The 18568-nt window shown below is 65.9% G+C and carries 10 protein-coding genes; 6 read left to right on the forward strand and 4 right to left on the reverse strand.

What is annotated here, in order from left to right; genetic code table 11:
* Nucleotides 1–291 precede the first annotated feature (291 nt).
* The 3 genes from ABIC35_RS20030 to ABIC35_RS20040 form a co-directional block, all read right to left on the reverse strand.
* On the reverse strand, nucleotides 292–1785 hold the full coding sequence (locus ABIC35_RS20030; protein WP_220667313.1) for a glucuronyl esterase domain-containing protein: 1494 nt from the start codon (nucleotides 1783–1785) through the stop codon (nucleotides 292–294).
* An 80-nt stretch (nucleotides 1786–1865) separates the two neighbouring features.
* Complete coding sequence (locus ABIC35_RS20035) at nucleotides 1866–2969, reverse strand: PepSY-associated TM helix domain-containing protein (protein WP_121071802.1); 1104 nt, start codon at nucleotides 2967–2969, stop codon at nucleotides 1866–1868.
* Entirely contained in the window at nucleotides 2969–5101 is a 2133-nt protein-coding gene (locus ABIC35_RS20040) for a TonB-dependent receptor (protein WP_121071803.1), read from the reverse strand. Before ABIC35_RS20040 ends, ABIC35_RS20035 begins: the two co-directional genes overlap by 1 nt.
* Nucleotides 5102–5729: 628 nt before the next feature.
* On the opposite strand from ABIC35_RS20040, the gene ABIC35_RS20045 reads away from it, so the two are divergent.
* The 4 genes from ABIC35_RS20045 (at nucleotide 5730) to ABIC35_RS20060 (ending at nucleotide 13461) form a co-directional block, all read left to right on the forward strand.
* On the forward strand, nucleotides 5730–8441 hold the full coding sequence (locus ABIC35_RS20045) for a TonB-dependent receptor (protein WP_183049234.1): 2712 nt from the start codon (nucleotides 5730–5732) through the stop codon (nucleotides 8439–8441).
* 114 nt (nucleotides 8442–8555) lie between these two features.
* On the forward strand, nucleotides 8556–9734 hold the full coding sequence (locus tag ABIC35_RS20050; protein ID WP_121071805.1) for a winged helix-turn-helix domain-containing protein: 1179 nt from the start codon (nucleotides 8556–8558) through the stop codon (nucleotides 9732–9734).
* 285 nt (nucleotides 9735–10019) lie between these two features.
* Nucleotides 10020–12254: a TonB-dependent receptor gene (locus tag ABIC35_RS20055; protein WP_354278575.1), complete on the forward strand. Its 2235-nt coding sequence runs from the start codon at nucleotides 10020–10022 to the stop codon at nucleotides 12252–12254.
* Nucleotides 12235–13461 carry an MFS transporter gene (locus ABIC35_RS20060; RefSeq protein ID WP_121071807.1) on the forward strand — a complete coding sequence of 409 codons (1227 nt, stop codon included), beginning with the start codon at nucleotides 12235–12237 and terminating at the stop codon, nucleotides 13459–13461. The genes ABIC35_RS20055 and ABIC35_RS20060 overlap by 20 nt, the downstream gene beginning before the upstream one ends.
* On the opposite strand, the gene ABIC35_RS20065 is transcribed toward ABIC35_RS20060, so the two are convergent.
* Nucleotides 13443–14546 (reverse strand): Gfo/Idh/MocA family protein, encoded by a 1104-nt coding sequence (locus tag ABIC35_RS20065; protein ID WP_183049235.1) that lies wholly within the window; start codon nucleotides 14544–14546, stop codon nucleotides 13443–13445. The genes ABIC35_RS20060 and ABIC35_RS20065 overlap by 19 nt on opposite strands.
* Nucleotides 14547–14570: 24 nt before the next feature.
* Between ABIC35_RS20065 and ABIC35_RS20070 the strand changes: the two genes are divergently transcribed.
* Both ABIC35_RS20070 and ABIC35_RS20075 read left to right on the forward strand, forming a co-directional pair.
* Complete coding sequence (locus ABIC35_RS20070; RefSeq protein ID WP_121071808.1) at nucleotides 14571–15674, forward strand: LLM class flavin-dependent oxidoreductase; 1104 nt, start codon at nucleotides 14571–14573, stop codon at nucleotides 15672–15674.
* A gap of 495 nt (nucleotides 15675–16169) precedes the next feature.
* Nucleotides 16170–18545, forward strand: a complete 2376-nt coding sequence (locus ABIC35_RS20075; RefSeq protein WP_354278576.1) for a GH92 family glycosyl hydrolase — start codon at nucleotides 16170–16172, stop codon at nucleotides 18543–18545.
* Nucleotides 18546–18568 lie beyond the last annotated feature (23 nt).

Here is an 18568-nt window from a genome sequence, read left to right on the forward strand (position 1 = left end):
CCCATTGCCGCCTCCGTCGTGACGGACGCCTATGAATCACACGACCACCGAAAAGGGAATCCCTCGCGATTCCGCCCATCGTGAAGATGCTCTAGCTTCCGCTGCTGCCGTACCAGCCAAGTTCGCCCGATCGGCTCCAGCCTTTGCGATTGATGCTCCCTTCCGCCAGGTGGAAAGCTTCGCGGTTCAATCCTCGCAGTTCAGCGGGCGCGAAACCAGGCCTTCTGCCGCTACACTTCAAGCTACGTCAGCGCGACTTTAGCTGGCAAAAGCTGTCGAGGCAGCGTGCTTCTAATTGCTCGAACGATGCCCGATCTTCCGATCAGCCCAGCTCAAGAAGGCTGAGATATTTGGCGCATCCGTGTGGCCGCCGCGATGTTGGCGCCAGGCAAGCTCTCCTTCCAGAAGATCGGTTTCCGGTGGCGGTAATATCGCATGCTGATAGTCGCTACCTCGTCCCAAGTCGTGAGCGCCCAATAGCGTCCAAGCGGGACCTGCGGCGATCGCCGCCATATAGCTGCCTTGTTGATCCAGCCACGATGCATCCCCCGCCTCCGGGGCCCCATAGCTGATAAAGGCCAGTCGCGGAGCAACGAGCGCCAAGAGCTGATGCGCATCGACCGGAAGGTCGGCTGCGGTCCGCCGACCGAGCCTGCCCTTCTCGGTACCGTATTTCAGGAAATTTCCAGCCATCCAGTGGTATTCGCCGGCACTTGTCAGGTTTTCGACCTGCTCGCCAAAGTTGCGGCGGTGCGGCTTGACACCGCCTTCTCCCGAAGAGCCGATCAAGACGAGCGCGAAGCGCTCGTCAAAGGCCGCAGCCACCAGGGCCGCCTTGCCCCAGCGCGACACACCCTCCACGCCTACATGGGCAGCATCGATCTCGGGCCGCGTTCCAAGATAATCAAGCAGGCGACTGGCGCCCCAGCCCCATGCGCGCAGCGCTCCCCATTGATCTGGGGTACGCGGTGCACCTTTGTTGACGAGCCCTATGATTCCTTCGCGTAGACCTGCACCATCGTCTGCCTGAATGGTGGAGGTATCGAGCAGCGCCACGCCCCAGCCGTCGGCGACGAGCTTCGTGATTCGATCGTCTTCCGGCGGCGGCGTGACGAAGCCGCCAGGCTTCACAAATTCAAACCCGGGATGCTTCGCGAACACTGCTTCGAACGAGGGATCTTGTGCGACGAGCATCGCCTTCATCGCCTGATCGAACCGTCCCGCTTCAACTGCGTTGGGCTGACTGGGGGAAGGATACCGCGCTGGCGCGAACATGATGAGTAGCGGCACCTGGTGCCTGGCTCCTGCCGGGAGCACGAGGGTCGCTCTTATATCGACGACGATGGAAGGCGCGTTGGAGTCATGAATGTGGCCGACAAGCTGCTGCGCAATGACAGGACGCCCCGCAATGAACTCCCGATCGGCCGCATCTATCCGCCAAATCACGGGCGGCACCTTGTCGGGCACGCGACCATAAATTTCACGTTCGAACAGAGCGAGGAGTTCTGGGCGTCGTTCGCGACGCCACATCTCAGCATCGATCACGGCGCGACCGTCCGCCATCTTCAACAGTTCAGGCCAGATGGGATATGGATTGGCCTTAGCGGGATCATAATTTGCGGCGTTCGGTGCGGCAGGGTCGCCATTCGCGCCGGGCCGCAGTTGCTCGATGCCCAGCTGCTTCATCATGTCCCCGTGGTCCTGCTCAGCAGACCATGGCTGCGCCGCGGCTGTCGAAAGCAGCAGGGCCGCGAGCGCCGTGCCGCCAATCTTCCAGGTCCTCACTCAGCCCTTCTCCCCGATCAACGTACGAACAGGCATGCATCGAGATAAGCGTAGCAGCCGCACAAGCTTCCAGCCCAAGTTCAGCGCTTGGTCGGAGCAAGGTTCTTCTGCATTTCGAACTGAGATCGATCCTTAGACTTCCTGCGTTTGGCGCCAAGTATATTCCACCGGGTTCGCCAGAATGCGTATACCGCCAAGCTCCCGAGCAGGGCCAGAGCGACGCCGGACACGCTCATGGCTAGCTTCCAGAACAGACCTCCGGTCTTGGCAGCGTGGACTGGATAGAGCTTCTCGCGGATCGATGCCGCCCTGCCTCCGCCAGCGGGATCAGCGCGGCCGATGATCGCCAGCGTAGCGGGATCCGCATAGACGAAGGTGCGGCCGTTCGGCGTCCACTCGAACGGCTGCCGCAGCCGGAGGACGATGGGCGACCCGGCCTTGCGCGGCCATTGCAGGCGGCGGAACTCGGCGCCGGGGAAGGTCGCCGCTGCTACCTGGAACAGCGGTGCCAGATCCCGGACAGGCGGCGCCGCTCGTTGCCCCTCCAGCTTCGGCGGGCGCGAACGGGCCTCGGCAATCAGGCTGCCGGCCAAGACCGGAAAGACCATCAGCACGCCCGTCACCAGCGAGACGAGCAGCAAGGGCGCGGCGACCACGCCCAGGTCGCGATGATGGTGGACGATCGCGCCGGACTTCATCGTTGCGGGCCATAGCCGCAGGCGGAAACGGCGCCGCGTCCGCCACCACAGCAAGACTCCCGTCACGACGAAGAACAGCCCGACGAGACCGGCGACGCCGGTGATCGTCTCCCCCGTATCGCCGATCAGCAGGCGATGGTGGAGATCGAACAGCCATAGCTCGGGCCGCTGCCATGATGCCGACCACCGCGCGACCGTCTCCCCGGCCTGGCTGAGATAGGCGCCGCCTCCGTCCCTGAAGATCACCTGATGGATGCCGAGACCGTCGCCCGCAAAGGTGATGCGGTCGATCGGGCGTGCCGCGTTCGACAGCTGGCCGACGACCCTGGCCAGCGCGGCCGGATCGGCACGCACCGGATCCCCCGCATGCGCCACGAAGGTGAGTTCGTCCCGCCACACGAGCAGCGTACCGGTCAGCCCCAGCACGGCGAGCAACAGGCCGCCGATCGCGCCGATCCAGCGATGCAGCAGGGCGAGGACGTGCATCAGAACCCGGCCTGCCAGCTCAGCGTGAAGTTGCGGCCGCGCCCCGTGTAGAAGCGGGCATTGTCGGTCGGCCCCTGCGTGTCGCTGTAATAAGTGACATAGTCGGTGTTGCCGAGGTTCTGGACGCTCAACATCATGCGGCCGATCGGCAAGTCGTAGGCGACATAGGCGTCGAACAGTCGGTAGCCGACGAAATCATTGGCGATCGGCTGCCCCTGGAATCGGCGTGACAGATAATAGCGGCCCTGCACGCGCGCGCTGAAGCGTCCGCGGGCATAGTCGATGCTGAGGTTGAGCCGGTCGGGCGAGATGTTGGCGCCGTCGAGATCGGCGTCCATCCTGCCGTCGCCATTTGTATCCGTGCGCCCGCTGACATGGGCAAAGCCGGTACCGAGCTTAAGCCCCGGCAATGGGGTGCGGACGTCCAGGTTCACTTCCAGCCCCTCGATGTCGATCGGCTGACGCATCACGTTGAACATGCCGTCGCTGGCGCGCACCAGCACCTGGCCCAGGTCGCTCGACGACCAGTAATAGGTGGCACTCGCCTCCAGCGGACCTTGGGTAACCTCTACGCCGATTTCGCGGTTGTTCGACACCACCGGCGTCAGGTCGAGGAAGTCGGCGATGCGGATGTTGGGCTGGGTGATGCCGCGCAGGACGCGCCCGATATCGGCGATCGTATAGCCTTCCGCATAGCTGCCATAGGCGCGGATGCCCTTGATCGGCTCCACCACCACGCCGCCGTTCCACAAGGCCCGTTCGAACGAGGGCTTGCCGCCGATCACCGCCCGCGCATTCGCACTGGCCAGCGTCGTGTAATCGGGAATGTCGAGCTGGACATTCTCGTAGCGCACGCCCCCGGCGAGGCGCACCACGCCGTCGAACAGCTTGAGATTGGCCTGCCCGAACGGCGCCAGGCTGCGGAAATCGGTCTGCGGCACCCAGGCGCGGCCGGTCTGGACGAGATCCTGCTTGGTGCGATCGATCAGCGCGTCGAACCCCGCGGTCAGCGTCAGCGCCTCGAAGCTCGGCACGGCGCGTTCGTAGCTGATCTTGCCGCCGATCTTGCGCGACACGTTGCGCGACTGGTCGAACAGCGTGCCCAACGGGGCGAGCCGCGCGTCCTGGAACGTCGCCAGGATGCCGCCGGCAAAGGTATCGCTGGTACGGTTGTAGAAGCCCTGCAGCGTGAACGCCCCGCCCGCCAGATCGTCGTCGGTGAGCGACGCGGACACCATTTCGGCCAGCCCGCTCGAGGGCTGCCCGGGCGTCTGCCCGCGCCGGCTGGTGGCGGGGATGCCCAGCGCCCGGTTGCCGTCGACGGGCAGATAATGGTTGTTGCCTTCCAGCCGGAACCGGTTGGCGATCACTTCGATGCGCGCGGTGTCGGACAGATCGAAGCCTGCCCGGCCGAAGAAGGAAAGGCTGTCGGTATCCTGGATCTCGCTCTGGTTGCCGTCGAGCCCGATGCGGCGGCCGCGCCCGTCGAGGAACACGCCGCGCCGCTCGAAGGCAGCGCCGGCGGTGGCATCGAACCGGCCGCTGCGGACGCTGACCAAGCCGGCGACCTTGCCGCCGAGCGAGTCACCGGAGAAGTCGTCACCGCTATTCCCCTGCAGCAGGGTCCGCCCGCTCCAGCCATCGTGCTTGGGCGCGCCGACGGTGACCTGGTTGACCACCCCGCCCGTCGCCCCGATGCCCTGCAGGGCGTTGGAGCCGTAGATCACTTCGACCCGATCGATGAAGAAGGGATCGATGGTATAGCCGTCGCGCGCGCCGTCGCGGATCGGCGTGGTCTGCGGAATGCCGTTGATCGCGTAGAGCGGCGATCGGCCGCGCAGCGTCTCGCCGAAGCCGGTGATCTTTTCGCGCGTCGGCGAGAAGGAAGGGAGTAGCGCCGACACCGCATCGACGGTGGAACCGGACACTGCAACCTGCCGCGACAGCGTATCGCGGTCGATCACGTCGACCGTCAGCGGCAGCGCGCTGGCCGGCAAGTTGGTCCGCGCCGCCGTCACAACGATGTTTTCCCGCGCGGTTTCGAGCGCATCCTCCCCGGCGCGAGTGTCTTGCGCCTTGGCACTTCCCGTCCAGATGGCAGCTACGGCGATCATGCCGATGGCAAACTTCATCGTCTTCCCCTTTCGGGAGGCGATAGAAGACAATTTTGCATCCTGCAACAGCCTCGCATTAGCAAATCCGGAAAGCGGAGGCTTGGGCTGTGCCCCCGCAGCTGTGTTCGGGCGTCGGCACGTTAGCGCAGAGGCGTTTGTCCGATCGTCATCTATCCGCTCGACGCACTGCCTTCGTCGTTCGGGCGCTGCCGTGTAGAACCTCGCCCATAGCTCCGCTCCGCGCTGCATGCTGGTCAATCGTACCACCACACTGCGGGATCAAACGCCGAGCCTGTGCATAGAAGCACCTACGTACAGAACAGCAGATCCTGGTCGGCCCGCCACCACATGTTAGCGGTCACAAGTTAACCGGTTACATTCTCGCCTTGATATCTTAATTTGTTTTTCTCATACGTTGAAAAACCAAAATAATCTCCGCCAGCGAGCGGCACGGTTTTCAATGGGAGAGGAACGCGTCATGTCCACGTCGCTCAAACTTTGCCTACTGCTGGGCAGCATCTTGGGGGGCGCCCCTGCGCTCGCGCAGACGGGATCAGCCCCTGATCTCGCGCCTTCAACACAAGACCAGACGCCCCCAGCGGCGGCGGTGGGGCAGGATACCGCCGTCTCTCCGAATGGCACCGCGGTGCAAGATGAGATTGTCGTCACCGGCATTCGCGCCAGCCTGAGCTCCTCGGCACAGGTGAAGCGCGAGGCAAATCAGATCGTCGACTCCATCAGTGCGGTGGATGTCGGCAAGTTTCCCGACGCGAATATCGCCGAATCGCTCCAGCGAATCACCGGTGTCGCCATCGACCGATCGGGCGGCGAAGGCCAGTTCATCACCGTCCGCGGCCTCGGTCCCGAGTTCAACACCGTGCTGGTCAATGGTCGCGTCATGGCGACCGACAATGCCGGTCGCGAGTTCTCGTTCGACGTACTCTCGTCGAACATGATCCAGCGCACCGATGTCTTCAAGTCGAGCGTACCTGAGCTGCAGGAAGGCGGAATCGGCGCCACGGTCAACATCGTGACGGCCCGCCCGCTCAAGGGCCCCGGCGGCTTCCAGGCGGCGGCGCAGATCGGCGGCATCTATGATCGTTCGCGCAAGAGCGTGTCGCCCGATCTCGCGGCCACCGTCTCCTATGCCAACCCGGACAAGACCTTCGGCGTGCTGCTTGCGGGGTCGTACACCAAGCGCAAGAGCCAGACGGACACGATCGCGATCGACGGCTGGATCAATGGCCGACCGAACATCGTGCAGTCGATCGGCGGCGTGCCGACGCTGATCACCGGCACCGACCCGCGCTATCCGGTCACCGGCAACGCCAACCTGCCGCAGAGCCTCTATTATCAGCGCGCGCAGGAGGAACGCGAGCGAATCAACGTGTCGGGCGCGATCCAGCTGAAGCCGAGCGACAATCTCGAGATCACCGTCGACGGCATCTATTCGCGCTTCAACATCTCCGGCGTAACGCGCCGCCTCGACAACTTCATGGCGGCCCCGTACTTTCAGCCGACGTTCGACGGTACCAATACCGCCACCAGCCTGACCATGCTCGGGCGCGACTTCATCGCCCAAAACCCGCAGTTCCTGGCGGCCAACCCTGATCTGACCAACAACGGCGTCAACGCCAAGGTCGATCACGTCTACAACACCACCAACCGCAAGTCGGACAGCTACCAGGTGGGCGCCAACCTCAAGTGGAACCCGGCGGAGAACATCGAACTGCGCTTCGACGCCTCCACCACCGGTGCCAACCGGCGTTCGCCCAACGCCTATCTCGTCTATGGCGCTCTGCTGCCGTACAATTACCAGTTCAAGCTGGACGGCGGCAACGGCATCCCGTCGATCTCCTACGACAACAATATCATCAACAACGCCGACCTGATGCGGCTGCATTACATGGGCATCGACGCCAACCGCTCGCGCGATCGTGGCTCCGAATATCATTTCGACACGAAGTGGGACGTCGACGGATCGATCCTGCGCAACGTCATGGTCGGCCTGTCCTACACCGAACGGCGCAAGATCAACCGGTCGTTCAACAACAGCGATACCAGCTGCACCTATTGCGGCTATCAGGTGCCGATCGCGCAGGGGCTGCTGAAACCCTATCAATGGGGCGACCTGCTCGGCGGCGGCCAGAACATCCCGCCCTCGATGTTTGAGGTCGATCCCCAGGCCTTCCTCGCCTATCTGAACAATCCGGCGACGCTCAACATTCCTTCGAACGGGCGCACGTCGCAGCAGCAGGCGGCGTTCGCGGCACAGGTGCAGGCGCTGGACGGCGGCCCCTTCGGCGTCCGCGAGCAGCTGCGCGGCACCGTCAACGTGCGCGAGCGGCTCACCGCGGGCTATATCAGCATGCAGTTCGGCAACGATCGGTGGACCGGCAATGCCGGTGTCCGCGTGATCCGCACCCGGGTGCTGTCCTCGGGCTTCGACACGCCGGTGACGAGCATCAACAACACGCCCGGCGACGACACGCTGCAATATACCTATGGTCCCGCAACGGCGATCGCGGTGCGCAGCAGCTACGTCAACGCCCTCCCCTCCGCCAACATCAAGTACAGCCTGACCGACAAGCTGATCGCCCGCGCCGCCTTCTCGCAGACGATCACGCGGCCGACGCTGACCGATCTGGGCGTCAACAACGACTATGGCGGCCGCATTGCAGTGCCGCTGTCGTCGGGCGGCAATCCCAGCCTGCTGCCGTTCCGCTCGACCAACTACGACGTCTCGCTCGAATGGTATCTGTCGCGCGTCAGCTACATCAGTGTGGGCGGCTTCTATAAGGACTTGTCCGACTTCCTCGAGCTGCAGACGCTGCCCGTCGAGCGCTTCGGCAGGATCTATCAGGACACCCGCACCCGCAACGGCCAGACCGGGACGATCAAGGGCATCGAGGTCGGCGCGCAATATTCGCTTGACGCGCTGGGCGGCTTCGTCGGCGGGTTCGGCGTGACGGGCAACTACACCTATGTCGCCAGCAGCGCCAAGCGCGACCAGACGCTGAGCGACTTCTCCTGCGGCTATAACGGCTTGTCGCCGCACTCCGCGAACGGCAGCGTGTTCTACGAGAAATACGGAATTTCGGCCCGCGTATCGTACAACTGGCGCTCGGACTATCTGCGCAACTGCCGCGACAGCCAATCCCGGCCGCGCAATCGCTCGGCGTACGGCCAGCTCGACTTCAACCTGTCGTACGATCTCACGCCCAACTTCCAGGTCTATCTCCAAGGCGTGAACGTGACGAACGAGTACATCGACGAATGGTCGGCCATCGAGGAGCGGTATCTGCTCCAGCAGGAGACCGGCGCACGCTACAATTTCGGCGTGCGGATAAAGCTCTGAGGCGGCGGCGGCGGCGCCCCACGGCGCCGCCGCCCAGCACCGCCTACCGGCAAGCAGCGTTGCCGGTCTTCAACGCTGCTTGACCTCTAGCGCGCACCATCCAATCAGCAAAGCATGACGACCAGCCTTTCCCTCGCCGATGCACGCCGGATTGCGCTGGCGGCGCAGGGCTTCGGCGCGCGGCACCCCGCACGGGTAGGCACGGCGCAGTTGCGACGGACGGTAGACCGCCTCGGCCTGTTCCAGATCGACAGCGTCAACGTGCTGACTCGCGCCCACTATCTGCCCGCCTTCTCTAGGCTCGGCATTTACGATCGCGCGGCGCTCGAGCGCGATGCCTGGGGTCCCAAGTCGGCCCGGCGCCTCTTTGAATATTGGGCCCATGAAGCCTCGCTGCTTCCGATGAGCCTGCACCCGCTGCTGCGCTGGCGAATGGCGAAAGCCGAGCGCGGCGAAACCGGGTATGGCGCACTCCGACGCTTCGCAACCGAGCGGCGCGCCGAAGCTGATGCGGTGCTCGCGCGGATCGTTGCGGACGGTCCGCTCGCCGCCGCGGACTTCGAGAACGGCTCGAGCCGGAGCGGCTGGTGGGAGTGGAGCCACACCAAGCACGCGCTGGAATATCTCTTCTGGGCGGGACGGATCACGACCGCGACGCGGCGCGGCAGCTTCGCACGGCTGTACGATCTGACCGAACGGGTCATCCCCGCAGATGTCCTCGCGCTGCCCACCCCCAGCGAAACGGACGCGCAGCGCATGCTCATCGAGCGAAGCGCGCGCGCACTCGGCGTCGCCACGGCCGCCGACCTCCGCGATTATTTCCGGTTGAAACCCGCCGAAAGCGATCCGGCGATAGCAAGCTTGGTCGAAGAGGGAGTCCTTGCACCGGTGAAGGTCGAGGGCTGGAGCCAAAAGGCCTGGCTGCACCGCGACACCGTGCACGCACGCAGAATCCGCGGTGCGGCGCTGCTCGCGCCTTTCGACCCGCTCGTTTGGGAGCGTGGTCGCACCGAGCGGCTGTTCGGCTTCCGATATCGTATCGAGATCTATGTACCGCAGCCGCTTCGCACCCATGGCTATTACGTGCTGCCATTCCTGCTCGACGAGGCGCTGGTCGCCCGCGTGGACCTCAAAGCCGATCGCCAGGCTGGCGTGCTGCGGGCACACAAGGTCACGCTCGAGCAGAACGCGCCGAGCGATACCCGCGAACGCCTGATCATCGAACTGGAGCGGATGGCGAAGTGGCTCGGCCTCGAAGGCGTCGATGTGGGGCAAATCGTCATGTCCGCCTAGGCCGCTGCGCATGCCACGGCTGAGGGACCGGAGCGGCACGAAGCTTTGCGTTGCACGCATGTGGCAAGAAACCGTGGCCTTGATCCGGCCGCCTCCTGATCAGGCGAAGCCTTTCGTCGCAACGCCTCTCGGCTTCACCACGCTCAGCCGCAACGCCTTGTTTGAAAAGGTTTTCGCAAGCCCGCGAAGGCCTGCTTTGCCACCCCCAAGCAAAAGCTCATTTTCCTAGCGCACAGCTGGGAATTACGACCCTCCGCGACACATAAGGAGGATCGGATGGGGCGCATGCACGGTTGGGTTGTCGCGGGTCTGATGGCGGGGGTGGCGCAGCCGGCGCTCGCCCAGGCACAGGACGCCGAGACTCCCGCAAAGGATGGCGCGGGGGACATCGTCGTCACCGCCCGCTTCCGCAACGAGAATCTGCAGGACGTGCCGATCGCCGTCTCGGTGGTGAACGGCGATGTTGCGGCCTCGCGCAACCTCAACACGCTACAGGACTTGTCGACCGTCATCCCGACGGTGGATTTCCGCACCGGCCAGTCGAACAAAGACCGTACCGTGTTCATCCGCGGCGTCGGCACGATCACCACGTCGCCGGGCGTGGAGAGTTCGGTCTCGACGGTGATCGACGGCGTAGTGCTGGTGCGCCCGGGCCAGGCGACGCTCGACCTGCTCGATCTCGATCATCTCGAGGTGCTGCGCGGGCCGCAGGGCACGCTGTTCGGCAAGAACGCCTCGGCCGGCGTGATCAACCTCGTCACCAAGGGCCCGACCAGGACGCAGACCGCATCGCTGGAAGGCGGCTATTACGAGGGCGGCGAGGGGCGCATCAAGGGCACCGTCTCGGGCCCGATCACCAGCAACATCGGCTATACGCTGAGCGGGCTCTACGCCGCCTATCGCGGCAACGTCTACAATGTCGGCACGCGCGACTGGGTGAACGGCTATGACCGCTGGGGCGTGCGCGGCAAGATCGTCGCCAAGCCCAATGACGACGTCACCATCACCTTCGCCGGCGACTATTTCTACAATCGCGACGATACCCCGCAGGGCGTCTATGTCAGCTCCAGCCGCGTCGCCTACCCGATAGGCGTGGTGATGCCGAACGCGACCCTGGCCGGCTTGCTGACGCAGGAAGGCATCACGCCATCGGCCAACAACACCCGGATCAACACCAATTTCGACGCCGACGTGCGCGACCGCAACTATGGCGGCTCGATCACGCTCGATTGGCGGCTGGGCGGCGGCTACACGCTGACCTCGATTACTGCCTATCGCGAGTGGAAGAACCACCAGACGCCGGATTGGGACGCGCGCGCGATCCTCGCCACCGGTTTCCCGCAGGGCCGCGACGACGGCACCGTCGACTTCGACCAGTTCTCGCAGGAGATCCGCCTCGCCTCGCCGCAGGGCGGGCTGGTCGACTATGTCGTCGGCGCCTATCTGCTCTCGGCCGATACCGACGAGCGCTACCAGCGCAGCGTCACCCAGCTGATCGCCGGGGCGCCGGTGACCAACAACGGCGTGGCGAACTACGGCATCCGCGCGCAGAACCACGCATTGTTCGGCGAGGCCAACCTCCATGCCACCGACAAACTGACTTTCATCGCGGGCGGGCGACTGATCCACGATTCGCTCAGCTATTTCCACCAGCGCGTGTCGGATACCGCGACCGGCGTGTCGGGCATCCGCCCCAGCTTCGCCAGCAGCGGCAAGACCGACCGGGTGGACTACAGCGCCCGCGCCGGCGTGCAGTACAAGCTGGCGCCCAACGCCAACACCTATTTCACCTTCTCGCGCGGCTACAAGGGCCCGGCCTACAACGTCTTTTTCAACATGCAGGCGTTCGACACCCAGCCGCTCGCGCCCGAGACCTCAACCAGCTACGAAGTCGGCCTCAAGGGCAGCCTGTTCGACGGGCGGGTGAGCGGCGGGATCGCTGCCTATCTCACCGATTATGACGGCTTCCAGGCCAATTACACCGACACCTATCTCGGCGCGATCGTCACCCGGCTGATCAACGCGGGTCGGGTACGGACCAAGGGCGTCGAGGCCGACCTCAACGCCCGGCCGACCGACCGGCTGACGCTAAACTTCGCGGCGGCGCGCACCGATGCGCGCATCCGCCACTTCAACTGCCCGGCGGCGACCAGTTGCACCTCGATCGACGGCGGCGCCCTCCCCTTTGCCCCCGACTGGAAGCTGAGCGGCGGCGCGGCGTGGAAGCTGCCGATCACCGACGGCCTCGCGGTCGAGCTTCAGACCGACGCGAGCTACAAGAGCAAGACGCAGTACGCGATCACCCAGAACCCGGACACGATCCAGCCCGCCTATGGCCTCTGGAACGCCAGCATCGCGCTGATCGGCGGCGATCGCTGGGAGCTGCGCGCGCTGGTGAAGAACATCCTCGACCAGCACTACTCCAACTATCTCGTCTATGGCACCACCGCGGGTGTCGTCCGTTACGTGCCCCGGGACAATGATCGCTATGTCGGCCTGAATGCGCGCATCCGCTACTGACACCACCGCCGGGGCGCAGGGTCGCTGGGCGATCCTCGCGCTCGTGTTCGGCGCGGTGATGCTCAACTATGTCGACCGGCAGATCCTCGCCCTGCTCAAGCCGATGCTGCAGGGCGAGTTCCACTGGTCCGACCGCGACTATGCGCACATGGCCTCGGCCTTCCAGTTCGCGGCGGCGCTGGCCTTTCTCGGCACCGGCTGGTTTCTCGACCGAGTGGGGCTGCGGCGCGGCTTCGCGTTGGGCGTGGCGGTGTGGAGCCTTGCCGGCATGGCGCATGCCTTCGCCACCACCGTCACCCAGTTCGTCGCCGCGCGCGCCGTGCTGGGCGCGGCGGAGTCAATCGGCACGCCAGCAGCGGTGAAGTCCGCCGCCACCTTCTTCCCGCCCGCCGAGCGTTCCCGCGCGCTCGGCATCGGCAACACCGCGCCCAATGTCGGCGCAATCCTCACCCCGCTGCTGATCCCGGCCTTGGCGCTGTGGGTCGGCTGGAAGGGCAGCTTCCTGCTCGCGGGCGGCCTGGGCCTCGCCTGGGTGGCCGTCTGGCTGCGCTATGTGCCCGCTGCGGCCAGCGTGCGGGGGCCGCGCTTGGAGGTGCCATGGCTCCACTTGCTGCGCGACCGGCGAACGCTTGCGATCGCCGTCGCCAAGGTACTGAGCGATCAGGTCTGGTGGTTCCTGCTGTTCTGGACGCCCGACCTGTTCCACCGCCAGTTCGGGCTGGAACAGGGCGCGCTCGGCCTGCCGGTGGCGCTGGCCTATTCGCTCGCCGCATTAGGCGCGATCAGCGGCGGCTGGGTGCCGGGCTGGCTGCTCGCCCGCGGCTGGGCACCGGAGCGGGTGCGGCACGCCACGCTGCTCGGCTATGCGCTGCTCGTGCTGCCGATCCCGCTGGTGCTGGTGGCGAGCAATCCCTGGGTCGCCGCCCTCCTCCTCGGCCTGGCGCTGTTCGCGCACCAGGGCTTCTCGACCAACGTGTTCGGGCTGGCGACCGACATCATCCCCGCCGACCGCGTCGGATCGGTGATCGGCATCGGCGCCTTTGCCGGCAACCTCGCCGGCATGGCCATTCTCGAGCTGGCCGGCTGGTCGCTCGACAATGGCCATGGCTATGCGCCGATGTTCTGGATCGCCGCCTTCTCCTATCTCGCCGGCGCGCTGCTGGTGCGCTGGATCCTGCCGCGCACCGCCTATGCGGACGCGGGCTGATCCAGCAGCTCGGCCATGTCGACCACCCGATACTCGCGAAGGCTGATCTCCGCCGCCATGCCGATGGCGACGGCCTTCAGTCCGTCCTCTGCGGTGACCTCCACCCGTCCTTCTCCCCGCACCGCACGGGCGAAGGCCTGATGCTGGTAGAAAGTCGATCCATGGTGCGATCCCGCCGCCAGCGCCGCCGCGTCGACGTCGATGTGGCGCTTCTCGGGTGCCTTGGGATTGCCGAAGCCGGTGCGCGGCGAGCGGGTGAGCACGCTGCCCGGGATGCTTACGTCGAGCCGGGCGACATCGCCGGTCGCGACGATCTCCTCCTGCTCCTCCGCCCCGTCGGCAAACATGCACAGGTCGAGCAGCGCGCGGGTGCCGTCGGCGAAATCGACGGTGGTGAAGCTGTTGTCGACGATATCCGGGGTGGCGCCGTCATAGCGCTCGCCCAGATGATTCACGTCCTGCGCGCCCGAGCAATAGACGCGCACCGGCTCGCTGCGAACGATGAAGCGCATCAGGTCAAAGAAATGGCAGCATTTCTCCACCATCGTGCCGCCGGTGTTGCGCGCGAAGCGGTTCCAGTCGCCCACCTTGACCAGGAAGGGGAAACGGTGCTCGCGCATCGCCAGCATGCGCAGCCGACCGATCTCGCCGCCATGGACGCCCGCGATCAGCGCGGCGACCGGGGGCATGTAGCGATATTCCATTGCCGTCCAGAACACCGCCGAGTGGCGCGCGGCGCGCTCGGCGATCCAGCGGGCATCCTCAATCGTCGTCGCCAGCGGCTTTTCGCACAGGATGTGCAGCCCGGCATCGAACAGCGGCTCGACGGTGCCGCGATGGGTGAAGTTCGGGCTCGCGACGACCACCGCGTCGAGCCCGTCATGCTGGGCCAGCGCCTCGGCATCGCGATAGGCGGTCACGCCCTGCGCCTTGCCGCCCAGCGCCTCGCGCGCCCAGCCGAGCGAGGTCTCGACCGGATCAGCGATCGCCACCAGCTCCGCGCCGTCCGTGATCGCAAGATTGCGGATATGCTCCACGCCCATCATCCCGCACCCGACCAGACCGTACCGAATTCGCGACGCCATTCTCTTCTCCAGAGGCTTTGAACGATGACCACCCATCCCCAGACCGACGCATCCGGCAAGCAAGAACAACTTCCCCCCTGCGAAGTGAGCTGGTTTTCCGCCCTGTGCGACGACGACTATGAGTTTCTTGGCCAGCCCGACCCGCGCCTGCTCTCCAGCTGGGAGCATTGCCGCGACATCGTGCTGGCGGCGGAAAGCGCCGGGTTCGACAATATCCTGCTGCCCTCGGGCTACGCGCTGGGCATCGACACCACCGCCTTCGCCGCCGCGATCGCGACATTGGTCCGCCGCATCCGGCTGCTGATGGCGGTACGCGTCGGCGAGAGCTGGCCGCCCCAGCTCGCCCGTCAGATCGCGACGATCGACCGGATCCTCGGCGGTCGTCTGGCGGTCAACATCATCTCCTCGGACCTGCCGGGCGAGACGCTCGCCTCGGCGCCGCGCTACCGCCGTACGATCGAGGCGATGCACATCCTGAAGACGCTGCTGAACGGGGAAGCGCTCGATCACCAGGGCGAGTTCTGGCAGCTCAAGGTCGAGCCGCCGCGGATCACCACCGTCTCTGGCCGCGCGCCGCAGCTCTATTTCGGCGGCCTCTCGGAGGATGCGCGCGAGGCGGCGGCGGAAGGCGCCGACGTCTATTTGATGTGGCCCGACCGGATGGATGCCGTCGCCGCCACGCTCGACGACCTCCGCGCCCGCGCCGCCAAACGTGGCCGCACCCTGCGCTTCGGCTACCGCGTCCATGTCGTGGTGCGCGAGACCGAGGCCGAGGCCCGCACCGCCGCCGACCGACTGCTGTCGCACCTGGACGCCGCCCAGGGAGAAGCGATCCGCGCCCGCTCGCTCGACGCCCAGTCGGCGGGCGTCCGCCGCCAGGCCGAACTGCGCGAGGCTTCGGCTGGCGACGGCTATGTGGAAGACAATTTGTGGACCGGCATCGGTCGCGCCCGCTCGGGCTGCGGCGCCGCGATCGTCGGCGATCCGGACCAGGTGCTCGCCAAGCTCAACGCCTATCGCGCCTTGGGGATCGAGGCCTTCATCCTCTCCGGCTACCCCCATGCCGCCGAGGCAGACCTGTTCGCGCGGCATGTGCTGCCGAGGCTGGAGCATGCGCAGCTTGCATGAGCGCGGCCAAGTTGCCGATCACACCCCCGGCAATCCGCCGCGTTGTCCAAATAGTCCGGGGACGCGCCTCGTTCACCCACCAGCTTTTGCTGAGCTTGCCGGCCATCAGGCGCGGCGAGGACCCGACGTTCGCAGACGGAACGTCGCTCGCCTGCGCATCATCGATCCTGGCTCGATGTCGAGGTGCTCAACCGTCGGCGGGATCGAACCCATATTCCCAGCGGTATGGAACGCCGGTTACCCCCAGCGCCGCACGCACCAATGCCGGAAATGCACGCTCGATCCGGACGTCGTTTCCCAGGATCAGCACGCATCGACGGCCGCGCTCGAGGCAACCAGGGCCCTGGAGTCCGGAGAAGGCTATAACGCCCAGCGCAGCCTTGGCGCGCGTCCGTTCGGCAGGTGGCGCATTCCCCTGGTTCGCAGCGCGTATCGGCCGATGGCGGAACATCAGGGCCGGTAACGCGATCAACGGTTTGTATCGGGAGTGTTGAAATGCGGGCGATCGCCATAGCTATGTTGGGGCTCGCCGGCGTCGGGCAAGCCGCCGGTCAAGTTGAAGCCGTCGACGATCCCGCCGGCGAAGTGAACCCGTTCATCGGCACCACCAACGGCGGCAACGTCTTCCCCGGCGTCTCGATGCCCTTCGGCATGGTCGCGTTCAGCCCCGAGGAACTGCCGCTGCCGGGCCGGCGCTCCGCCGTGGCCGCGCCCGGCGGCTATGAATGGCGTGCGAACAGCGTTCGCGGCTTCAGCCTGACGCACGTCTCGGGGACAGGCTGCGCAGGGGCGAGCGGCGACATCCCGATCATGCCAATCACGACGCCGGTGACCATGTCGCCCGCGTCGGCGGCGGCCGGGACTGGCTATGCGAGCAACCTGGACCATTCCAAGGAAAGCGCGAGTCCGGGCCGCTACGGCGTTGCCTTGGGCAATGGCGTGAAGGTCGAGCTTGGCGCTACCGACCGTACTGCAATAGGGCGGTTCGCCTTTCCCGCGGGACAGCAGGCGAACCTGTTGTTTCGCACGTCGGACAGCGAAGTCGGCAGCACCGCCTCGACCATCACCATTGATCCCGCGACGCGCACCGTTACCGGCTCGGTCACCAGCGGCAATTTTTGCGGCTACCTCGCCGCTGACCGGCGCGAGAGCTATTATACGCTGCACTTTGTCGCCGTATTCGATCAACCGTTCGAAATTGGCGGAACATGGCGCGACGAAACCGTGTCACCCGGCGCGGCGCAGGGTTCGGGCGGAACCAGCTATGGCAGCGATGGGCATCCGCCGATCGGCAAGGGCGCGGGCGGCTGGATCCGCTTCGACGCGAAGCGCACCCCGGTCGTGACGATGCGGGTGGGCGTCTCCTATGTCGACGCCGCCGGTGCCCGCGCCAATCTGAACCGCGAAAGTCCGGCAGGCACCACGCTTCAGCCCGTGCAGGCGGCGGCGCGCGCTGCCTGGAACCGACGCCTCGGCCAGATCGCGATCGAGGGCGGCGCGCGGGACGAGCGCGCCGTGTTCTACACCGCGCTCTACCACGCGCTGCTGACGCCCAATCTCTACAGCGACGTGGACGGCCGCTATAGCGGCTTCGACGGCCGGGTGCACCGGCTGTCGCAGGGCCAAGGCGCGCAATATGCGAATTACTCCGGCTGGGACGTGTATCGCTCCCAGCTGCAACTGGTGACGCTGCTCGATCCGAAGCGCGGCGCCGACATCGCCCAGTCGCTGCTCAACCAGGCCGACCAGAATGGCGGCGTTTGGGATCGCTGGACCCATCTCACCGGCGCGACGAGCGTGATGAACGGCGACCCGTCGCCCGCGTCGCTGGCTGCCATTCATGCGTTCGGCGGACGCAGCTTCGACGTGAAGCGCGCCTATGCCTCGCTGAAGCGGGCAGCGACGGTGCCGACGGCGCTGGATCTCAGCCGCAAGGGTTGCCCGGTGCTGTGCGTCGGTCAGCGGCCCGGTCTCGATCAATGGTTGCGGCTTCACTACATGCCCGTCGGCGCACCCGGCTGGGGCTCGGCAGCCGACACCCTCGAACTGGCGGCGGCTGATTTCGGCTTGGGCGAGCTGGCGCGCGCGGCGGGCGATAAAGACGGCGCGCGCCAGTTCCGCGCGCGATCCGGATGGTGGCGCAACCTGTTCAACCCGAAGGCGACGCCGAACGGCGGCTATATCCAGCCGCGCAATGCCGACGGGAGCTGGCCGACGTTCGATCCTGCCGCCGAAGACGAGTTCGTGGAGGGAAGCGGCGCGCAATATCTGTGGATGGTGCCGTTCGATGCAGGCGGGCTGATCTCCGCGCTCGGCGGCCCCGAGCGGGCGTCCCAACGGCTCGATGCCTTTTTCCGCAAGCCCGACGGCAGCTGGGCAGTCACCAAGTCGGGGCCGCTACATGCGGAAATGGACAACGAGCCGTCGATCGCATCGCCCTGGCTCTATCTGTTCACCGGCGAGCCATGGAAGACGCAGGAAACGGTACGCGAGGCAATGCGGCGCATCTGGACCAACACGCCCGCAGGCATTTCCGGCAATGACGATCTGGGGCAGATGTCCTCCTGGTATGTATGGGCTGCGATGGGGCTGTATCCGCTTTATCCCGGCCGCGCCGATCTGGTCATCGGCAGCCCATCGTTTCCGAGCATGACGATCGACCGCCCCGGCACGCGCATCGTCATTCGGGCGAAGGGTGCCGGGCCCGCTGCGCCCTACGTCGTGTCTCTCGGGGTAGATGGCCGGCAGAGCAACCAGACCTGGCTGCCGGCCCGTTTCATCCAGCGCGGCGGGACATTGGATTTCACGCTTGCGGCGACACCGAACCGGCATTGGGGAACGACGGCCCCGCCCTCCTTCGCACCGAATTGACCTGCGGTCGGGTGCTCGGCGCC

It is taken from the genome of Sphingomonas trueperi (genome assembly GCF_040545965.1).
GTDB lineage: Bacteria > Pseudomonadota > Alphaproteobacteria > Sphingomonadales > Sphingomonadaceae > Sphingomonas > Sphingomonas trueperi_C.

Excerpts from the sequence above, each read along its gene's own strand:
- ABIC35_RS20035 (WP_121071802.1), bottom strand. The coding sequence starts at position 2,969 with ATGCACGTCCTCGCCCTGCTGCATCGCTGGATCGGCGCGATCGGCGGC.
- ABIC35_RS20040 (WP_121071803.1), bottom strand. The coding sequence starts at position 5,101 with ATGAAGTTTGCCATCGGCATGATCGCCGTAGCTGCCATCTGGACGGGA.
- ABIC35_RS20050 (WP_121071805.1), top strand. The coding sequence starts at position 8,556 with ATGACGACCAGCCTTTCCCTCGCCGATGCACGCCGGATTGCGCTGGCG.
- ABIC35_RS20055 (WP_354278575.1), top strand. The coding sequence starts at position 10,020 with ATGCACGGTTGGGTTGTCGCGGGTCTGATGGCGGGGGTGGCGCAGCCG.
- ABIC35_RS20060 (WP_121071807.1), top strand. The coding sequence starts at position 12,235 with ATGCGCGCATCCGCTACTGACACCACCGCCGGGGCGCAGGGTCGCTGG.
- ABIC35_RS20065 (WP_183049235.1), bottom strand. The coding sequence starts at position 14,546 with ATGGCGTCGCGAATTCGGTACGGTCTGGTCGGGTGCGGGATGATGGGC.
- ABIC35_RS20070 (WP_121071808.1), top strand. The coding sequence starts at position 14,571 with ATGACCACCCATCCCCAGACCGACGCATCCGGCAAGCAAGAACAACTT.
- ABIC35_RS20075 (WP_354278576.1), top strand. The coding sequence starts at position 16,170 with ATGCGGGCGATCGCCATAGCTATGTTGGGGCTCGCCGGCGTCGGGCAA.